The organism is Acidisoma sp. 7E03 (genome assembly GCF_054665075.1).
Genome location: NZ_BAAFHE010000002.1, coordinates 514,309 through 532,166 on the forward strand (window position 1 = coordinate 514,309; position 17,858 = coordinate 532,166).

Below are 17,858 nucleotides of genomic sequence, written 5' to 3' on the forward strand. Positions count from 1 at the left end.
TTTCTGTCTGTCTCCGAGTTGTAGATGAAGCTCGGTGATGTCACTTCAACGCGTGGGCGGCGCACGATGCCGTGACGGCGCCCATCGTTTCGCAGGATTGCCGGTGCCGGAACCCACGATGCTGACGCGTCTGGACGACCTCTTCGACGAGGCGGATGCCTTTCTCCTCGATCAGTTCGGTACGCTGCACGATGGGGTCGCGCTCTATCCCGGCGTGGCAGAGGCCATGACGCGCGTGCGACAGGCGGGCAAGCGGGTGCTCATCCTGTCCAATTCCGGCAAGCGCGCCGCGCCGAACGTCGCCCGTCTCGCGCAGATCGGGCTGCCGCCTGAACGGTATGACGGCTTCCTGACCTCGGGCGAGGTGGCCTGGCGGCTGCTGGCCGAAAGGCGCCTGCCAGCGCTCGCCGGGGCGCGCCGCTGCCTCGTGCTCTCCCGCGGCAGGGACCCCGAGGCGCTGGCTGGGCTCGACCTGACGGAGACGGAAGATGCGGCGGAGGCCGACCTCGTGCTGCTGCTGGGCAGCGAGGCCGACCGCATCGGGCTCGAGGCTTATCGCGCCCGGCTCGCGCCCGCAGCCCGCCGCGGCGTGCCGTGCCTTTGCGGCAATCCCGACCGGCTGATGGTGCTGGGCGATGGCGGGCTTGCCCCGGCGCCCGGCCGCATCGCGGAGATCTACGCCGAGATGGGCGGGCCGGTCGTCTGGATCGGCAAACCGCATGCCGCGATCTATGAGGCGGCCTTCGCCATGTTGGCGCCCGTGCTGGAAGGCCCGCTTGACCGCCGCCGCATCTGGGCGGTGGGCGACAGCCTGGAGCACGACGCCGCGGGGGCCGCGGCGCAAGGCTGTCGGGCCCTGCTGGTTCTCACCGGCATCATGGCGGGCCGCGGCGCCCGCGCGGTGGAAGCCGAGATCGCCCGCACGGGCCTCAGCCCGGATGCGATCCTTCCTGCCTTCGCCTGAAGCTCAGTACAGTTCCGGCACGTGCATATCGTCCGGAATGGGGCCGCGGATGTAATCGGGGTTGCGCACGCGGGCCGGCAGCACGACCGGCGGATGCGCGACGGTGCCGTAGGGAATCTGCGTCAGCAGGTGGTGGATGCAGTTGAGGCGGGCGCGCTTCTTGTCGTTCGCCGCCACCACCCACCAGGGCGCCTCGGGAATGTGCGTGCGCTCCAGCATCGCTTCCTTGGCCTTGGTGTACTGCTCCCACCGCTTGCGGGATTCGAGATCCATCGGGCTCAGCTTCCACTGCTTGAGCGGATCGTTGATGCGCATCTGGAAGCGCAGATGCTGCTCCTCGTCGGTGATCGAGAACCAGTATTTGATGAGGATGATGCCCGAGCGGATCAGCATCCGTTCGAATTCGGGCACGTCGTGGAAGAAGGTTTCCACCTCTTCCTCGCTGCAGAAGCCCATCACCCGCTCGACGCCCGCGCGGTTGTACCAACTGCGGTCGAAAAGCACGATCTCACCGCCCGCCGGAAGATGCGAGACGTAGCGCTGGAAATACCATTGCGTGCGCTCCCGCTCGTTCGGGGCGGGGAGGGCGGCGACACGGCAGACACGGGGGTTGAGGCGCTGGGTGATGCGCTTGATGGCGCCGCCCTTGCCGGCCGCGTCGCGGCCCTCGAAGAGCACGACGACCTTCAGCTTGTTGTGCTGCACCCAGTCCTGCAGGCGAACGAGTTCGCCCTGCAGCCGGAAGAGTTCGGTGAAGTAGAAGCGGCGGTCGATGCCGGGATGATGCCCTTCGGCGGCGGGGCGATCGACGAGGCGGGCGAGACGGTCGTCATCCATCTCCATCTCAAGTTCCTCGTCGAAGCTGTCGAGGAACTCGTTCCGCACGTTGTCGAGGAGCGCCTTGTGGTCAACGGTCTCGGTCATCTTTGAACTCCGGCTCGGCCTGTCGTCCGAGACTAAGGGGCGCCTGCCGCTCTGACCAATGACGGTACGGCTGCAAAAGAAAACGGCCATCCGCCCGGGGCGGATGGCCGTTCCATACCACCCCGGTGAAGGGGTGACGGCTCAGTTCTTCGCCTTGTCGACCAGGCGGTTCTTCGAGATCCAGGGCATCATGCCGCGCAGCTTCTCGCCCACTTCCTCGATCTGGTGTTCGGCCAGACGGCGGCGGGTCGCCTTGAAGCTCGACTGGTTCACCTTGTTCTCCAGCATCCAGTCGCGCGCGAAGCGGCCGGACTGGATGTCGTCCAGCACGCGCTTCATCTCGGCCTTGGTCTCGGCGGTGATGATGCGCGGGCCGGTGACGTATTCGCCGTATTCCGCGGTGTTGGAGATCGAGTAATTCATGTTGGCGATGCCGCCCTCATAGATGAGGTCGACGATCAGCTTCACTTCGTGCAGGCACTCGAAATACGCCATCTCGGGCGCGTAGCCGGCTTCCACCAGCGTCTCGAAGCCGGCCTTGATCAGCTCGACCAGGCCGCCGCAGAGCACCGCCTGCTCGCCGAACAGGTCGGTCTCGCATTCTTCCTTGAAGGTCGTCTCGATGATGCCGGCGCGGCCGCCGCCGACGGCGGAGGCGTAGGAGAGGGCGATGTCCATGGCATTGCCGGACTTGTCCTGTGCCACGGCGACGAGGCAGGGCACGCCGCCACCCTTCTGGTATTCGCCGCGCACGGTGTGGCCGGGGCCCTTCGGTGCGATCATGAAGACGTCGATGTCGTCACGCGGGTCGAGCAGGTTGAAATGCACGTTGAGGCCATGCGCGAAGGCGAGCGCCGCGCCCGGCTTCATGTTGGCGTGCAGCTTCTCGCGGTAGAGATCGCCCTGGCCCTCGTCCGGGGTCAGCACCATCACGACGTCGGCCCACTTGGCCGCATCGGCCGGGTCCATCACCTGGAAGCCGGCGGCTTCCGCCTTTTTGGCGCTGCCGGAGCCGGCGCGGAGACCGATCGCCATCTCGCGCACGCCGCTGTCCTTGAGGTTCAGCGCATGGGCGTGGCCCTGGCTGCCGAAGCCGATGATCGCGACCTTCTTGCCCTTGATCAGGTTCACGTCGGCGTCGCGATCGTAATAGACTCGCATCTTCACTCGTCTCCCGTTGAAACAGTCTCGGTCCGCGGCCCGCCCGGGCCGCGGCGTCAGATGATGGTCCTGGGGCCGCGGGCGATGGCCGCGACGCCGCTGCGCGAAATCTCGGCCAGGCCGAGCGGGCGCATCAGGTCCAGGAAAGCGTCGATCTTCTCGGTGGCACCGGTGATTTCGAAGACGAAGCTTTCGATGGTGGTATCGACGATCTTCGCCCGGAAGGCATCGGCGATGCGAAGGGCCTCGACCCGCGCCTCGCCCCGGCCCGCGACCTTCACGAGGGCCAGTTCGCGCGCGACGTGCGGGCCCTCTGCCGTCAGGTCCGACACCTTGTGGATCGGCACCAGCCGGCCGAGCTGCGCCTTGATCTGCTCGATCACCAGATCCGTGCCGCGCGTCACGACGGTGATGCGGCTGCGCGACAGGTCCTGGTCGACCGGCGCCACCGTCAGGCTATCGATGTTGTAGCCGCGGCCGGAGAAGAGGCCGATGACGCGGGCCAGCACGCCCGCCTCGTTATCCACCAGCACCGCGATGGTGGCGCTGCGTTCAGCGGTCATTTCGGCCATTACACGAGCACCATGCCGGCATCGGTCACTTCAGCGTTGTTGCGGGTCTTGTCCGGACCCAGCAGCATTTCGTTATGGGCGGCGCCCGAGGGAATCATGGGATAGACGTTCTCGCCCTGGTCGACCGCGATGTCGGCGATGACGGGGCGGTCGCACTTGATCATCTCGAGGATGACGCGGTCGAGATCGCCCACCGTCGTCGCCCGCATGCCGACGCCGTGGAAGCTCTCGGCGAGCTTCACGAAGTCCGGCAGCGCTTCACTGTAGCTTTCGGAATAGCGGCTGCCGTGCAGCAGTTCCTGCCACTGCCGCACCATGCCCATATACTGGTTGTTGAGGATGAAGACCTTCACCGGCAGGCGATACTGCGCGAGCGTCCCCATCTCCTGGATGTTCATCAGGATGGAGGCTTCGCCCGCGATGTCGATCACCAGCGCATCGGGATGGGCGATCTGCACGCCCATGGCGGCCGGCAGGCCGTAGCCCATGGTGCCGAGACCGCCGCTGGTCATCCAGTGGTTCGGCCGTTCGAAGCCGAAATGCTGGGCCGCCCACATCTGGTGCTGGCCGACTTCGGTGGTGATGAAGGTCTCGCGGCCGCTCTGCCGGGTCAGCTCATAGAGACGGCGGATGGCGTGCTGCGGCTTGATGATGGCATCCGGCGCGTCGGACTGGACGAAGGCCAGGCTGCGCTTCTCGCGCCAGCCGTCGATCTGCCGCCACCAGGCGGTGATGGCGGCGCGGTCGGGCGCCGCGTTCTCGGCGCGGATGCGGGCGAGGAGGGCGCGCAGCACGGATGCGGCGTCTCCCAGGATGGGTACGTCGACCGGCACCACCTTGTTGATGTTGGAGGCGTCGATATCGGCGTGGATCTTCTTCGAGCCGGGGCTGAAGGCGTTCAGCCGGCCGGTCACCCGATCGTCGAAGCGCGCGCCGATGTTGATCATCACGTCGCAGCCGTGCATCGCCATATTGGCTTCGTAGGTGCCGTGCATGCCGAGCATCCCGAGGAAATGCGGGTCGCTCGCCGGCAGGGCGCCGAGGCCCATCAGCGTATTGGTGCAGGGGATTCCGGTTTCGGCCACGAGTTCGCGCAGCAGGGCGGAGGCTTCGGGCCCGGCATTGATCACGCCGCCGCCGGTGTAGAGCACCGGGCGGCGCGCATCGCGGATCAAGGCCACGGCTTTCTCGATCTGGGCGGCGTCGGGCTCGGTCTGCGGCCGGTAGCTGCGATGCGGCTCTGAGGGCGCCGGCGTATAGGGGGCCGGGTTGATCAGGATGTCCTTCGGCAGGTCGATCACCACCGGGCCGGGGCGGCCGCTGCGCGCGACGTAGAAGGCCTCGTGCACCACGCGGGCGAGATCCGCCGAGCGCTTCACCAGATAATTGTGCTTGGTCGCCGGCCGGGTGATGCCCACGGTGTCGGCTTCCTGGAAGGCATCGTTTCCGATGAGATGCGTCGGCACCTGCCCGGTGAGGCAGACGAGCGGAATGCTGTCCATCAGCGCGTCCACCAATCCGGTAACGGCGTTGGTCGCGCCCGGCCCGCTCGTCACCAGCACGCAGCCCACCTTTCCGGTGCTGCGGGCATAGCCTTCCGCCGCATGCACCGCCGCCTGCTCATGCCGTACAAGGATGTGGCGGATGGAATTCTGCTGGAACAGCGCGTCATAAATCGGCAGGACCGCGCCGCCCGGATAGCCGAAAATGACCTCGACGCCCTGCTCCTTGAGCGCGCGAAGGAGCACCTGGGCGCCCGCGGCAGGAGTTTCGGCGTGGTTCATTTCGGCATTCATGGCAGGTCCTCGACAGTGCAGCCTGATTGCTGGGAGCCGGTAATGGACCTGCCCCCGCCCTGCCGTCAACCAAGATCGCGAATAAAACGAGTCAGATCAGCTATTCCGCTTTCCGAAAATTGCGCAGGATACGTGATTTGCGCATGGATCATATGCACATGGCCGTCATCGGCTAATGCGTGGTGCCGGAACCAGGTCGCCTGCCGCTTGATGTAGCGGTGGGTATTGGTGACCGCCTGGGCGCGCGCGGTCTCCATCGTCATCTCGCCCCGCAGATAGGCGGCGAGTTCCGGCACGCCATGCGCCCGCATGGCCGGCAGCGCCGGGTCCAGCTTCTCCTCCAGCAAGGCGCGCACTTCCTCGACCGCGCCTGCGTCCAGCATGGCATCGAAACGGCGGGCGGCGCCCGCATGCAGGCTGCTGCGCGGCGGGTCGAGCTGGATGGCGCGGAAATGCCAGGGCGGCGGGGCCTGTCGCCGCTCCCGGCGCCAGGATTCGAGGCCACGGCCGGTACTGAGCCAGACCTCGTAGGCGCGGGCGATGCGCTGCCCGTCACTCGGCAGGATGAGGGCTGCGGTCTCTGGGTCTTCCGCCGCGAGCCGCGCATGCAGCGCCTCGGGCCCGAGAGTGACGAGTGCGGCGCGCGCTTCCGTGCGGGCCGCCGGCAGAATGGCTGGCACTTCGGCAAGGCCCTGGCGTAGGGCAGAGAAATAGAGGCCCGTGCCGCCGCAGAGAATGGGCATCAGCCCCTGGGCCTGGGCATCCGCCATCTGGCCCAGCGCCTCTTCGCGCCACCAGGCGACGTTGCCGGGCTCGGCCGCCGGGCGCACACCATAAAGGGCATGCGGCACCGCGGCTTCTTCGGCGAGGCTCGGCCGCGCCGTCAGGATCCGCAGCTCACGGTAGATCTGCATGGAATCCGCGTTGATCACCATGCCGCCGAGGGCCTGCGCCAGGCGTAGCGCCAGCGCCGACTTCCCGCTGCAGGTCGGCCCCGCGATGAAGAGTGCCAACGGCAGCCGCCGCGGCGTGGTTCGTGTCTCGGTTTTCGTCCCCGTCACCAGCCCATCCGCTTCGTCAATTCGACCCACCCATTCCCCAACACCACCTTGCGTGTCCTGCTGTGCGCGGCCACTCTCCGCGCCCCATGCGCCATATCCTGACCCTCGTCGCCGACCGTCAATCGACCACGCTCACGCCTGCCGTCCTCAGCAGGGTACAGGAAGCCGTCCGCGGGGGCGACCCCGCGATCCTGAGCGAGGGCGAGGCGGCCGACATTCCTGTCGATCAGCCGCCCGATCCCGTCCTCATGCAGGAGGTGCTGGAGAACGCGCCGATCGATTGGATCGTCACCAAGTCGCGCGGCCGCCGCAAGGGTTTGCTGGTGGCGGACATGGACAGCACGATCGTGACGAGCGAGACGCTGGACGAACTGGCCGCCTATGCCGGCGTGAAAGACGAGATTGCCGCCATCACCAAGCTCAGCATGAACGGCGAGATCGACTTCTCCGAGGCGCTGAGGCGCCGCGTCGCCATGCTGCGCGGCCTCTCGCTCGAGGCCTTGCAGAAGACCTGGGAGACGACCGAGCTGATGCCCGGTGCACGCGAGCTGATCGCCACCATGCGCGCGCACAACGCGCTGACCGCGCTCGTCTCCGGCGGCTTCACCTTCTTCACCGGGCGCGTCGCCGAAGTGGTGGGTTTCGACCGCCACCATGCCAACGTCCTGCGCGACGACGGCGTGGCGCTGACCGGGGAGGTTGCCGAACCCATCCTCGACCGCGATGCGAAGAAGGCGACACTCCTGGCCCTGGCGGAGGAGCGCGGGCTGAAGCTATCCGCGACGCTCGCGGTGGGGGATGGGGCGAACGACCTCGCCATGCTGGCGGTGGCGGGCTTGGGCGTCGCCTACCACGCCAAATCCATCGTCGCCCGGGAAGCGCGGGCGCGCGTCGACCATGGAAATCTGCGCGCGCTCCTCTTTGCGCAGGGCTATCCGGCGTCTAGCTTCCAAAGCTGATCTTCGACAAGGAACGGTCGCCATGCCGACGCCTGTGCATGACTGGGTGAAGCCGCGGCTTGACGCGCTGGTGGAAGAGGCGGTGGCCGCCGGGATGGACCGCGAGGTCATCGTCGCCGTGCTGACCGACATCGTCGAAGGTCCGGGCTACAATCGCGCGGTGGTGACGGAAGACGACGTGCCGCAGCCGGACGGCCGCACCGACCCGCGGCAGGAGCCGCTGTCGGACCGACCGCTCCCGGTAACCCGGGGCGAATGGTATCCCTATTCCATCGACACCCAGCCCGATCCGGAATAGCGGGCGGCCGCGCCCGTGGCGTCACCGATCGCCTTTTCCCTTCGCCACGGCCGACGCTGGTTGGCCGCACTGGTCCTGGCTCTCTGGCCCTGTGTGGTGTCTGCGCAACCCGCGTCCGTCGGGACAGCGTCCCAGATCTTTCCGCCCGGCCATCAGGTCACGGTCGGGGTGGCACCGCTGCCGCCCTTCGCCATGGAAGTGGGCGGGCACTACACCGGGCTTGCGGTCGACCTTTGGCAAGACGCCGCCACGCGCATGGCGCTCTCCTACCGCTACGTGGCCTATCCTAACTTCGAGCAGCTGCTGCAGGCGGTGATCAGTCACCAGGTCGACCTCGCGGCCGTCGACGTGACCATCACCAAGAGCCGCCTGCAGGAGATGGACCTCACACAGCCATGGTTCGACGGCGGGCTGCGGGTCATGATCGATCAGGACCGCCACCAGTCCTTCGGTTCCCTTGTGCATGCCCTCTGGGTGAGCGGTCATGTCCGGGTCTATCTCTGGCTGCTGGGCCTTATCCTCCTCGGCACCCTCGTCCTCACGCTGATCGACCGGCGTTTCGACGAAGAGTTTCCCCGCAGCTGGGGCGCGGGTCTGTCGCACAGCTTCTACCACGTCATGTCCATCGCGACCTCCGGCCGGGCGAGCGCGCATAAGCCGATGTTCGGCTCCTGGGGACGGGTGCTGGCGGCGATCTGGATGATCTTCGGCACGCTGGTCGTCGCCTATGTCACCTCTTCGGTGACGAGCGTCATGACGACGACGACCCTGCTGAACCAGATCAACGGCGTCGCCGACCTCGGCGGCAAGACGGTGGGCGTCGTGCAGGGGACGGTGGGGGAGGCCTATTGCCTGGATGCGGCGCTGAACACGCAGAGCTATCCGGACCTGCCGACAGCGGTTGCGGCGCTCGTCAAACATCGGGTGGATGCAGTCGTTTCGGACGCGGCGCTGCTCGAATATTACGACAACAGCCATCCCGAGTTGCCGATCACCGAAGTCGGCGCGCTGTTCCGCCCGGCGAAATACGGCTTCGCCTTGCCGCTCGGCAGCCCTTTGACCCGTCCGCTCAGTGTCCAGCTTTTGGCCGAGCAGGAGAGCGGTTTCATCGGCCGGCTGAAGCGGCGTTACCTGGGGTCCGAGCCCTAGGCGGCGGTCACGGTAGCGCTTGCCAGCCGTCGGGATGCCCGAATACACTCATCCAAGTTTCAACACCGAAGGCGGGAGGGTTGCATGTCGTCCTACAATCAGCACCACCCGCGCGGACCCGTTTCCGCCCTGCGATAGACCATCATCGCAGGGCAGCACCGGATGACGCTCAGCGCTTCATGACGGACTGCCCTTGTCGCATCCGCCGGACCCTCTTGGGCCGGCGCCCGCTCAGGCAGTCTCTCCATGTCTCTCATCCGTCTGCACGACCTCGGCGTCGTTTCCCCGCATCCCTTGTTTCGCGGTCTCACCCTCGATCTTGCGCCTGGTCAGCGTGTCGGGCTCGTGGCCGGCAACGGCCAGGGCAAATCCACGCTGCTCCGCTGTCTCGCCGGCCTGCAGGAGCCGGACCACGGCACCATCACCCGCGCCCGGGGCTTGCGGATCGGCTTCGTGCCGCAGGAGGTGCCGGAGACGCTCATGGGGCTTTCCCTGCAGGAGGTCGTTCGCCGCGCTCTGCCCTCCGCCGCGCGGGAGACGGAGAGCTGGCGTGTCGGCAGCATCCTCGATGCCTTCTCTGCGCCGGAGGCGCTGCGCGGACGCGCCCTAGGCGGTCTCAGCGGCGGTTGGCAACGGCTTGGGCTTCTCGCCCGCATCTGGGTGACGGAGCCCGATCTGCTGCTGCTGGACGAGCCGACCAACCATCTCGACGCGGAGGCGCTCGACCGGTTGGAGGGTTGGATCTTGGGTCTGGCAGGTGACACGCCGATGCTGGTCGCGAGCCATGACCGGAGCTTCCTTGATGCCTGCACAACCCACACGCTGTTCCTGCGGCCGGAGACGAGCCGGCTCTACGCGCATCCCTATGGCCGTGCCCGTCCCCTGCTCGACGCGGACGAGGCGGCGGCGTCCCGGGTTTTCGCCAAGGGCGTGAAGGAAGCGGATCGCTTGCGCCGTCACGCGGCCGAGTTGCGCAACGTCGGCGTCAACAGCGGCAGCGACCTGCTGCAGAAGAAGTCCAAGCAGCTACGGGACCGCGCCGAGAAGGTGGAGCAGGGCCTGCGGCCCGTCGCCAAGACGCGGAGCGGCGAGATCCGCCTCGCCACGCGCGAGAGCCATGCCAGGGTGCTGATCGCCCTCCGCGACCTCACGGTGACGAACCCGACCGGCGAACGACTGTTCCGGATCGAGCGGCTCGACATCCGCCAGGGTGACCGGCTGATCCTGTCGGGCGCCAATGGCAGTGGGAAATCCACTCTGATGGGCCTGCTCGCCCGTGCGTTCGGCACGGAGGTCGCGGGCATCCGTGTCAGCCCCGGTCTGGTCCTCGGGCATGTCGACCAGGCGATGCACCATCTGCCGCTGGCGGAAACGCCGCACCGGCTGGTGGCGGTGCGCGGCGAGACGGGGGATCAAAGGGCGACGAGCCTACTGGCGGCGGCCGGGATCGACGTCGCCGCGCAAGGGCGGCCCATCGCGCGCCTGTCTTCCGGCCAGAAGGCCCGGCTCAGCCTTCTGCTGCTGCGACTCACCGAACCGCACCTCTATCTGCTGGACGAGCCGACCAACCATATCGACATCCCAGGCCAGGAACGGCTGGAGGCGGAGCTGGTGACGCGCGGAGCCAGCGGCGTGATCGTGAGCCATGACCGCAGCTTCACTGCCGCCGTCGGCACGCGCTGGCTGAGGATAGAAGGCGGCCGATTGGTGGAGGAGGTGCCGCCGGCTCAGGCGGGGAAGAGCGGCGGCTCGTAATCGACGCTCATGAAGGTGAGGCCGTCGGGCGGCGCTGTCGGCCCGGCGGCCGCGCGGTCGCGGGCTTCCAGCGCCTCGGCCACACGGGCTGGTGCCCAAACGCCGTCGCCCACGAGCTTCAAGGTGCCCACCATGTTGCGCACCTGGTGGTGCAGGAAGCTGCGGGCCTCCGCCTCGATGATGACGTGGACACCATCGCGCCGGACCTCGAGCCGGTCGAGCGTGCGGAGCGGCGATTTCGCCTGGCAGCTCGCGGCGCGGAAGGAGGTGAAGTCGTGCCGGCCGAGCAGGTGGCGTGCGCCCTCCGCCATTGCGTCCGCATCGAGCGGATGGGGCAGGTGCCACACGCGCCCGGCTTCGAGGGCGGGACGCGCCCGGCGGTTGAGGATGACGTAGCGATAGCGCCGCCGCTTGGCCGCGAAGCGCGGGTGCCAGCCTTCGGGCGCGACACGTGCCGCCTGCACCACCACGGCATGCGGCTTCATGTGGAAGTTCAGCGCCTCCGCCACGCGGTCTGGCGGCAGGTCCTTCGGCAGCGTGATCATCGCGACTTGGCCTTCGGCATGCACGCCGGCATCCGTCCGCCCGGCGATGGCGGCCGCGACGGGCTGACCGCCCGAGAGCTTGGCGGCCGCCGTCTCCAGCACCTCTTGAATCGAAAGCCCATTGGGCTGGCTCTGCCAGCCGACGAAGCCCCGCCCGTCATATTCCAGGCGCAGGGCATAGGCCGTGGTCATGTGCCGAGCCGGGTGCCGGGTGGGATGGGAAGGCCGCGGAGGAAATCAGCGGCCTGCATCGGGCCGCGCCCTGCGCGCTGCAGGCGCAGGATGCGCAAGGCGCCTTCGCCGCAAGCGACGGTCAGCCGATCGTCCAGCACGGTGCCGGGTTCGCCTGCGCCGGCCGCGGCTTCGGCATCGAGGATCTTCAGCGTCTCGCCGCCGAGCGTGGTGAAGGTGCCCGGCCAAGGATCGAAGGCGCGGATCTGCCGCAGGCAGGCGGTGGCGGGATTCGCCCAGTCGATGCGCCCGTCCTCGCGCGTCAGACGCGGCGCATAGGTGGCACCCTCGGCTGGCTGCGGCACGGGCGTGGGGTTTTCGGTGAGCACGCGCAGCACCAGGGCCGCGCCGATCGTGGCCAGCCGGTCATGCACGTCTTGCAGCCGGTCAATCTCCGTGATCGGTGTGCGGCCTTCGAGCAGCATCGGGCCGGTATCGAGCCCTTCATCCATCTGCATGATGGTGACGCCGGTCTCCGCGTCCCCCGCGAGGATCGCCGCATGGATGGGGGCGGCGCCGCGCCAGCGCGGCAGCAGGCTCGCATGGATGTTGATGCAGCCGCGCGCCGGCACCGCGAGCCAGGCGGCGGGCAGAATCAGCCCATAGGCAGCGACGACCGCGGCCTCCGCCCCCAGGGCCTGGAACTCCGCCAGGGCTTCGGCATTACCGCGCAGCTTCGCGGGATGGCGCACCGGCAGGCCCAAGGCCTCCGCCGCGATCTGGACCGGGCAAGCCTGCAGCCGGTGGCGACGCCCGGCGGGTTTCGGCGGCTGGCAATAGACCGCCACCACCTCGTGCCCGGCCGCGACCAGCGCGCGCAACGCCGGCACGGCGAAATCCGGGCTGCCCATGAAGACGAGGCGCATGGCGGGCCGTCCCTCAGCCCTGCTTCCGCAGGCGCTTTTCCTTCACCATTTTGCGCATGATCATGTTGCGCTTCAGCGCCGAGAGGTGATCGGTGAAGAGCACGCCGTCGAGATGGTCAATCTCGTGCTGCAGGCAGGTCGCGAGAAGCCCATCCGCCTCCAGACGATGGGGCTGCCCGTCGAGATCCTCGTAGGCCACGGTCACGCGGGCTGGCCGGGTCACGTCAGCATATTGCCCGGGAATGGAGAGGCAGCCTTCCTCCCGCGTCGATTCCTCGGCACTCGCCTCTTCCACGCGCGGATTGATGAGGACGATCGGGGACTTCTTGTCGTCCGTCTGCAGATCGACCACCGCAAGGCGCAGGTTCACGCCGACCTGCGGGGCGGCGAGGCCGATGCCGGGGGCCGCGTACATCGTCGCCAACATGCGCGGCGCGAGGGCCTGCACCGTCGCCCGGTCCGCCTCCGTCACCGGTTTCGTTTTGGTCTTGAGTCGCGGATCGGGGGCGATGACGAGCGGCAGGGTATCGGCCGTCGGCGCGGCGGCGTCCTGGGGCTGGTCGGGGGTGGGAGCGGTGAGGGCGGTCATCGCCGGGATGTAGCGGGCTGGCCCGCATGGATCAACGGAGAGCGTTGCATTCCCGCTCTTGCAAGCGTGCGACGATCCACCCACTATATGTTGAGCACGAGTGCCGCTTCCGGGCTCGTCAATGCTTCGCTCTACGCAGAGGAGGCTCAGGCCTATGACGACGCGTGTCTTTACTTCGCCCTTGTTTCTCGGATTCGACCACCTGGAGCAGATGCTGGAACGGGCCTCCAAAACCCAGTCCGAAGGCTACCCGCCTTACAATATCGAGCAGACCGGCCCCGCCGGGCTGCGGATCACGCTGGCGGTGGCGGGCTTCAGCATGGAAGAGCTGCAAATCACCCACGAGGACAACCAGTTGGTGATTCGCGGACGGCAGGGTGAGGACGCGCAGAACAGGGTCTTCCTCTACCGCGGCATCGCCTCCCGCCAGTTCCAGCGTGCCTTCGTTCTGGCCGAGGGGATCGAGATCAAGGGGGCCTGGCTGCACAACGGATTGCTGCATGTCGATTTGATCCGGCCTCAGCCGGAAAGCCGGGTGCGGACAATTCCGATTGATACGGTGGCCAAGTCGACGACGGCCGTGCCGGGGCGTGCCCGGCGGGATGTTCGCGAAGTCGCGGATATCGCGCCGCAGATGGGCATCTCCCGGATCGTGGACGAGCATTAAGCCTCGCGTCTTGACGAGGACGGGCCTTTGGGCCGTCCGATGAAAGGAAATGGATCATGCGCAGTCACGACAGCGCTGATAACGGTAACAAGGTGGCGGCTCCGGTTCTCGACATCCGTCACATCACCACGGCCCAGCTGGCGCAGCTCGGCGTCTCCCAGCTCGCCTACATCAAGCCCGTCACGGTCGGCGGCGAGGACGTCTTCGCGATCCATGCCGCGGACGGTACGCCGATGGCCGTCGCGCCGAACCGCGAACTGGCCTGGGGCGCCATTCTCGAGCATGAGATGGTGCCGGCCCTGGTGCACTGAACGGCACCGTCCGGCTGCGCCGGCTATGAGCGGAATGGCCCCATGACGGGGGCGGCGGCGATTTTCGCTTTCGTCCCCGGCGGGTCCTCGGGCATGTCTCGCTGATGGCGAAATCCACTGCCCGCTACGTCTGCCAGAGTTGCGGCGCCGTCTTTCCCAAATGGGGCGGCCGCTGCGAAGCCTGCGGCTCCTGGAACACGATCGTCGAGGAGATCGCGCCAGCGGGGCAGGGGCGGGCCACTGGCCCCGCCGCATCCGGCCGGCGCATCCCGCTGGTCGGGCTGGAGGGGGAAGCCGCCCCGCCGCCGCGCCTCCAGATCGGTCTGACGGAACTCGACCGCGTGTTGGGGGGCGGGCTGGTACCGGCCTCGGCCATCCTGGTGGGCGGGGACCCCGGCATCGGCAAATCGACGCTGATGTTGCAGGCGGCAGCGCAGCTTGCGCGCTCCGGCCGCCGGGTCGTCTACATCTCCGGCGAAGAATCGGTGGATCAGCTACGGATGCGCGCCCGCCGGCTGGGGCTGACGGATGCCCCCGTCGAACTCGCGGCCGCCACCGGTGTGCAGGACATCGCGGCGACGCTGACCGGCACCGCACGCGGCGGGGGCGGGGCCGTTTCTCTGCTCATCATCGATTCCATCCAGACGATGGCGCATGAGGCGCTCGATTCCGCGCCCGGAACCGTCGGCCAGGTACGCGCCTCGGCTCTGGAACTCATCCGCCTCGCCAAGGCGGAGGGCTTCGCCCTCCTTCTCGTCGGCCACGTGACGAAGGACGGGGCACTGGCGGGGCCGCGGGTGATGGAGCACATGGTGGACGCCGTGCTCTATTTCGAAGGCGATCGCGGCCACCAGTTCCGCATCCTGCGCGGGGTGAAGAACCGCTTCGGCGCGACGGACGAGATCGGCGTTTTCGAGATGACCGAGCAGGGCCTGGGCGAAGTCGCCAATCCCTCGGCGCTGTTCCTGGCCGAGCGGCGGGGCAATATCGCGGGCAGCGCGGTCTTCGCCGGGTTGGAGGGGACACGCCCGGTTCTCATGGAAATCCAGGTTCTGCTCTCGCCCAATCCCGGCGGCTCCCCGCGCCGATCGGTGGTGGGCTGGGATTCGGGGCGGCTCGGCATGCTGCTTGCCGTGCTCGAGAGCCGCGGCGGGCTGCGGCTCGCGCAGCAGGACGTCTACCTCAACGTCGCCGGGGGCTTGCGCATCAGCGAGCCTGCGGCCGATCTCGCGGTCGCCGCCGCCATCGCCTCCGCCGCCTGTGGCCAGCCGACCGATCCGAGCCTCGCCTTCTTCGGCGAGATCGGCCTGTCGGGAGAGGTGCGCCAGGTGGCCCAGGCGGAGTCGCGCCTCAAGGAGATGGCGAAGCTCGGTTTCGCGGCCGCGGCCATGCCGCGGCGCCTCGGCGCGGGCAGCAAACGCGCCATTGCCTCGCCTCCTGGGCTCACTGTGCTAGAGATCGGGCATGTGAGCGACCTGCTGGGCCGCTTCAACCAGCCACCTCCGGGCGCCTCGCCCGCCTCGCCCTCGATTCGCAAAGCGGAGCCTGCCTTGGACGTTTCGGAATGACCTGGTTCGACCTCGCCATGCTGGGCGTGCTTGCGCTCTCCGCGATCCTCGCTTTCTTCCGGGGCTTCGTGCGGGAGGTGATGGGTGTGGCCGCCTGGGTCGGCGCCATCGTCGTCGGCTTCTGGTTCGAACCTTTCGTCGCGCCCAAGGTCGAGCACTGGATCGCCGATCCCAAGATTGCCGAGCCGGCCGCGATCGCCATCGTCTTCATCATCGCGCTGATCGTCTTCTCGGTGATCAGCGGCTGGGTGGGTGCACTGGTCCGCGGCTCGGTGCTCGGCGGGGTGGACCGCACCCTCGGCATCGTCTTCGGCATCGTCCGCGGCGCCGTGCTCCTCATCTTCTGCTATGTCGCCGCGGGATTGGTGACCACACCGCAGGACTGGCCCGAGCCGATACGTGATGCACGACTGCTTCCCTATGTGTATGAGGGTGCGCAGCAAGCGGTCTCCTACCTGCCGGCACAATTCCACCCGCATCTGGCGGCGCCGCCGACGACGAAACCGCCGAGCTTGAATGATCTGCTGCAGCCGGCGCCGAAAGGCTCGGCCTTGTCGCCGGCCCAGGGGCAAACCGGGCAGGCCCAGTGAGACCGCCCTGCGCGGGGGATCTGGCTGAGAGGATGGTTCGATGATCGACGTGTATGGCGCGGTTCGGGCGGAAGAGCCTGGTGACGACGACAAGATGCACGAGGAATGCGGCGTCTTCGGCGTCTGGAACGCCCAGGACGCCGCGGCCATCACCGCGCTCGGCCTGCACGCGCTCCAGCATCGCGGGCAGGAGGCGACGGGCATCGCCAGCTTCGACGGCGAACGCTTTCACATCCACAAGGGCCTCGGCCTCGTCGGGGACAATTACAGCGACGCCAAGGTGATCGCGGGCCTGCCCGGCGGCCATGCGATCGGCCACAACCGCTACGCCACCACGGGCGAGACCGTGCTGCGGAACGTGCAGCCGCTCTACGCCGATTTCGCCTTCGGCGGCTTCGCCGTCGGCCATAACGGCAACCTGACCAATGCCGCCGCCATCCGCCGCGACCTCGTGCGCCGCGGCTGCCTTTTCCAGTCCTCCATGGACTCGGAGGTCTTCATCCATCTCATCGCGATCAGCCTCTATTCCACGGTGCTGGACCGGCTGATCGACGCCCTGAAGCAGGTGGTGGGCGCCTATTCGCTCGTCGCTCTCAGCCAGGACGGGTTGATCGGCGTGCGCGACCCGCAGGGCGTGCGCCCGCTCATCCTCGGCCGCCTGCCGCATCCGGATGGCTCGGACGGCTGGGTGCTGGCGAGCGAGACATGCGCGCTCGAGATCGTCGGCGCCGAATTCGTGCGCGACATCGAGCCCGGTGAGGTCGTCGTCATCAACGACCAGGGTCTGCGCAGCGTGAAGCCCTTCCCGCGCACAACCTCGCGCTTCTGCATCTTCGAATACGTCTATTTCGCCCGGCCGGATTCGGTGATGGAGGGCAAGCCGGTCTATGAGGCGCGCAAGGAAATCGGCGCCGTGCTGGCGCGCGAATCGGCGGTGGACGCCGATGTCATCGTGCCCGTGCCGGATTCCGGCGTGCCTTCCGCCATGGGCTATGCGGCGGAGAGCGGCATCCCTTACGAACTCGGCATCATCCGCAACCACTATGTGGGTCGCACCTTCATCGAGCCGACCGACCAGATCCGCAATCTCGGCGTCCGCCTGAAGCACTCGGGCAATCGCGCGGTGCTCGAGGGCAAGCGGGTGATCCTGGTGGATGATTCGATCGTCCGCGGCACGACCAGCCGGAAGATCGTGGAGATGGTGCGCGCCGCCGGCGCGACGGAGGTGCATATGCGCATCTCCTCGCCGCCGACCACGCATTCCTGCTTCTACGGCATCGACACGCCGGAGCGCGGCAAACTGCTGGCCGCCCGGCACGACGTGGCCGAGATGGCGGAACTGATCGGCGCCGACAGCCTGGCCTTCATCTCCATCGACGGCCTCTACCAGGCGCTCGGCGTGGCAAAGCGCAATGCGGTCGATCCGCATTTCTGCGACGCCTGTTTCACCGGCGACTATCCCATCGCGCTGCATGACCTCGACGCCTCGGCCGGGCGCGTGACGCCGCTGCTCACCAAGGTCGGCTGAGCTTTCCGAGGCGCCTGGAACCCCCGGGCGCCTCTTCTCCTCTTCTGTCATCGGAAGCCCTGGGGGGCGGAGCGGCACGCTGCTTCGCCCCGATTAGCGCGCGCACGCAGGTGATAGGACCATTGTCCTAATCGTGAGCCGCGAACCGCGCCGCTTTTGTCGAAATGGCCACTTGACACAGAGAATGCGCCTCTCGCGGTTGCGTGAGCCGCCGTCGATGCTCTACCCATGCATCGCACGCGCAGATGGGCACTCTTCCTTGCGGATTCTGGAGAATTCTTTCGGAGAGATGCGTCGTTGTTTTATCATCCGCAGTGCGTGGAT

At 67.7% G+C, this 17,858-nt stretch carries 18 protein-coding genes; 10 read left to right on the forward strand and 8 right to left on the reverse strand.

Going from position 1 to position 17,858, the window contains the following annotated elements; translation table 11 throughout:
- The first annotated feature begins 37 nt into the window (after nucleotides 1-37).
- Nucleotides 38-964 carry a TIGR01459 family HAD-type hydrolase gene (locus ACYQ6W_RS05280; protein WP_459673998.1) on the forward strand — a complete coding sequence of 309 codons (927 nt, stop codon included), beginning with the start codon at nucleotides 38-40 and terminating at the stop codon, nucleotides 962-964.
- 3 nt (nucleotides 965-967) lie between these two features.
- Here the strand turns inward: ACYQ6W_RS05280 and ppk2 are convergent, their stop codons facing one another.
- From ppk2 to miaA, 5 genes are all read right to left on the reverse strand, one after another.
- A complete protein-coding gene (ppk2, locus tag ACYQ6W_RS05285; protein WP_459674000.1) occupies nucleotides 968-1,888 on the reverse strand; it encodes a polyphosphate kinase 2 in 921 nt (306 codons plus the stop codon).
- A gap of 141 nt (nucleotides 1,889-2,029) precedes the next feature.
- Nucleotides 2,030-3,049, reverse strand: coding sequence for a ketol-acid reductoisomerase (ilvC, locus tag ACYQ6W_RS05290; protein WP_459674001.1), 1,020 nt, complete (start codon nucleotides 3,047-3,049; stop codon nucleotides 2,030-2,032).
- 56 nt (nucleotides 3,050-3,105) lie between these two features.
- Entirely contained in the window at nucleotides 3,106-3,621 is a 516-nt protein-coding gene (ilvN, locus tag ACYQ6W_RS05295; protein ID WP_459674002.1) for an acetolactate synthase small subunit, read from the reverse strand.
- Nucleotides 3,621-5,417: an acetolactate synthase 3 large subunit gene (locus ACYQ6W_RS05300; RefSeq protein ID WP_459674003.1), complete on the reverse strand. Its 1,797-nt coding sequence runs from the start codon at nucleotides 5,415-5,417 to the stop codon at nucleotides 3,621-3,623. Before ACYQ6W_RS05300 ends, ilvN begins: the two co-directional genes overlap by 1 nt.
- A 65-nt stretch (nucleotides 5,418-5,482) precedes the next feature.
- Entirely contained in the window at nucleotides 5,483-6,478 is a 996-nt protein-coding gene (gene miaA, locus ACYQ6W_RS05305) for a tRNA (adenosine(37)-N6)-dimethylallyltransferase MiaA (protein ID WP_459674004.1), read from the reverse strand.
- Between the two features lie 86 nt (nucleotides 6,479-6,564).
- Between miaA and serB the strand changes: the two genes are divergently transcribed.
- The 4 genes from serB (at nucleotide 6,565) to ACYQ6W_RS05325 (ending at nucleotide 10,639) form a co-directional block, all read left to right on the forward strand.
- Nucleotides 6,565-7,437, forward strand: a complete 873-nt coding sequence (gene serB / locus ACYQ6W_RS05310) for a phosphoserine phosphatase SerB (protein ID WP_459674005.1) — start codon at nucleotides 6,565-6,567, stop codon at nucleotides 7,435-7,437.
- Nucleotides 7,438-7,459: 22 nt separating this feature from the next.
- Nucleotides 7,460-7,735 carry a hypothetical protein gene (locus ACYQ6W_RS05315; protein ID WP_459674006.1) on the forward strand — a complete coding sequence of 92 codons (276 nt, stop codon included), beginning with the start codon at nucleotides 7,460-7,462 and terminating at the stop codon, nucleotides 7,733-7,735.
- Nucleotides 7,736-7,831: 96 nt separating this feature from the next.
- A complete protein-coding gene (locus ACYQ6W_RS05320; protein ID WP_459674007.1) occupies nucleotides 7,832-8,884 on the forward strand; it encodes a transporter substrate-binding domain-containing protein in 1,053 nt (350 codons plus the stop codon).
- 246 nt (nucleotides 8,885-9,130) lie between these two features.
- The gene (locus ACYQ6W_RS05325) at nucleotides 9,131-10,639 is read left to right on the forward strand and encodes an ATP-binding cassette domain-containing protein (protein ID WP_459674008.1); all 1,509 of its coding nucleotides are present in this window, start codon (nucleotides 9,131-9,133) and stop codon (nucleotides 10,637-10,639) included.
- Here the strand turns inward: ACYQ6W_RS05325 and truA are convergent.
- The 3 genes from truA to def are packed head-to-tail and all read right to left on the reverse strand — an operon-like array spanning nucleotide 10,612 to nucleotide 12,870.
- Nucleotides 10,612-11,376, reverse strand: coding sequence for a tRNA pseudouridine(38-40) synthase TruA (gene truA / locus ACYQ6W_RS05330; protein WP_459674010.1), 765 nt, complete (start codon nucleotides 11,374-11,376; stop codon nucleotides 10,612-10,614). The two genes, ACYQ6W_RS05325 and truA, sit on opposite strands and share 28 nt — an antisense overlap.
- Nucleotides 11,373-12,281 carry a methionyl-tRNA formyltransferase gene (fmt, locus tag ACYQ6W_RS05335; RefSeq protein ID WP_459674011.1) on the reverse strand — a complete coding sequence of 303 codons (909 nt, stop codon included), beginning with the start codon at nucleotides 12,279-12,281 and terminating at the stop codon, nucleotides 11,373-11,375. The genes truA and fmt overlap by 4 nt, the downstream gene beginning before the upstream one ends.
- Before the next feature lie 13 nt (nucleotides 12,282-12,294).
- Nucleotides 12,295-12,870, reverse strand: coding sequence for a peptide deformylase (def, locus tag ACYQ6W_RS05340; RefSeq protein ID WP_459674012.1), 576 nt, complete (start codon nucleotides 12,868-12,870; stop codon nucleotides 12,295-12,297).
- Between the two features lie 154 nt (nucleotides 12,871-13,024).
- On the opposite strand from def, the gene ACYQ6W_RS05345 reads away from it, so the two are divergent.
- The 5 genes from ACYQ6W_RS05345 to purF all read left to right on the forward strand — a co-directional run bounded on the left by ACYQ6W_RS05345 (nucleotide 13,025) and on the right by purF (nucleotide 17,534).
- A complete protein-coding gene (locus ACYQ6W_RS05345; protein ID WP_459674013.1) occupies nucleotides 13,025-13,537 on the forward strand; it encodes an Hsp20 family protein in 513 nt (170 codons plus the stop codon).
- A 56-nt stretch (nucleotides 13,538-13,593) separates the two neighbouring features.
- The gene (locus tag ACYQ6W_RS05350) at nucleotides 13,594-13,848 is read left to right on the forward strand and encodes a DUF1150 family protein (RefSeq protein ID WP_459674014.1); all 255 of its coding nucleotides are present in this window, start codon (nucleotides 13,594-13,596) and stop codon (nucleotides 13,846-13,848) included.
- 104 nt (nucleotides 13,849-13,952) lie between these two features.
- The gene (gene radA, locus ACYQ6W_RS05355) at nucleotides 13,953-15,416 is read left to right on the forward strand and encodes a DNA repair protein RadA (RefSeq protein WP_459674015.1); all 1,464 of its coding nucleotides are present in this window, start codon (nucleotides 13,953-13,955) and stop codon (nucleotides 15,414-15,416) included.
- Nucleotides 15,413-16,006 (forward strand): CvpA family protein, encoded by a 594-nt coding sequence (locus ACYQ6W_RS05360; RefSeq protein ID WP_459674016.1) that lies wholly within the window; start codon nucleotides 15,413-15,415, stop codon nucleotides 16,004-16,006. Before radA ends, ACYQ6W_RS05360 begins: the two co-directional genes overlap by 4 nt.
- Before the next feature lie 40 nt (nucleotides 16,007-16,046).
- Entirely contained in the window at nucleotides 16,047-17,534 is a 1,488-nt protein-coding gene (gene purF, locus ACYQ6W_RS05365; protein WP_459674017.1) for an amidophosphoribosyltransferase, read from the forward strand.
- Nucleotides 17,535-17,858: the final 324 nt, after the last annotated feature.

Excerpts from the sequence above, each read along its gene's own strand:
- ACYQ6W_RS05325 (WP_459674008.1), top strand. The coding sequence starts at position 9,131 with ATGTCTCTCATCCGTCTGCACGACCTCGGCGTCGTTTCCCCGCATCCC.
- fmt (WP_459674011.1), bottom strand. The coding sequence starts at position 12,281 with ATGCGCCTCGTCTTCATGGGCAGCCCGGATTTCGCCGTGCCGGCGTTG.
- ilvC (WP_459674001.1), bottom strand. The coding sequence starts at position 3,049 with ATGCGAGTCTATTACGATCGCGACGCCGACGTGAACCTGATCAAGGGC.
- ACYQ6W_RS05300 (WP_459674003.1), bottom strand. The coding sequence starts at position 5,417 with ATGAATGCCGAAATGAACCACGCCGAAACTCCTGCCGCGGGCGCCCAG.
- purF (WP_459674017.1), top strand. The coding sequence starts at position 16,047 with ATGATCGACGTGTATGGCGCGGTTCGGGCGGAAGAGCCTGGTGACGAC.
- ACYQ6W_RS05345 (WP_459674013.1), top strand. The coding sequence starts at position 13,025 with ATGACGACGCGTGTCTTTACTTCGCCCTTGTTTCTCGGATTCGACCAC.
- ilvN (WP_459674002.1), bottom strand. The coding sequence starts at position 3,621 with ATGGCCGAAATGACCGCTGAACGCAGCGCCACCATCGCGGTGCTGGTG.
- ACYQ6W_RS05350 (WP_459674014.1), top strand. The coding sequence starts at position 13,594 with ATGCGCAGTCACGACAGCGCTGATAACGGTAACAAGGTGGCGGCTCCG.
- radA (WP_459674015.1), top strand. The coding sequence starts at position 13,953 with ATGGCGAAATCCACTGCCCGCTACGTCTGCCAGAGTTGCGGCGCCGTC.
- truA (WP_459674010.1), bottom strand. The coding sequence starts at position 11,376 with ATGACCACGGCCTATGCCCTGCGCCTGGAATATGACGGGCGGGGCTTC.
- serB (WP_459674005.1), top strand. The coding sequence starts at position 6,565 with ATGCGCCATATCCTGACCCTCGTCGCCGACCGTCAATCGACCACGCTC.
- ppk2 (WP_459674000.1), bottom strand. The coding sequence starts at position 1,888 with ATGACCGAGACCGTTGACCACAAGGCGCTCCTCGACAACGTGCGGAAC.
- def (WP_459674012.1), bottom strand. The coding sequence starts at position 12,870 with ATGACCGCCCTCACCGCTCCCACCCCCGACCAGCCCCAGGACGCCGCC.
- ACYQ6W_RS05280 (WP_459673998.1), top strand. The coding sequence starts at position 38 with ATGTCACTTCAACGCGTGGGCGGCGCACGATGCCGTGACGGCGCCCAT.
- ACYQ6W_RS05360 (WP_459674016.1), top strand. The coding sequence starts at position 15,413 with ATGACCTGGTTCGACCTCGCCATGCTGGGCGTGCTTGCGCTCTCCGCG.
- ACYQ6W_RS05315 (WP_459674006.1), top strand. The coding sequence starts at position 7,460 with ATGCCGACGCCTGTGCATGACTGGGTGAAGCCGCGGCTTGACGCGCTG.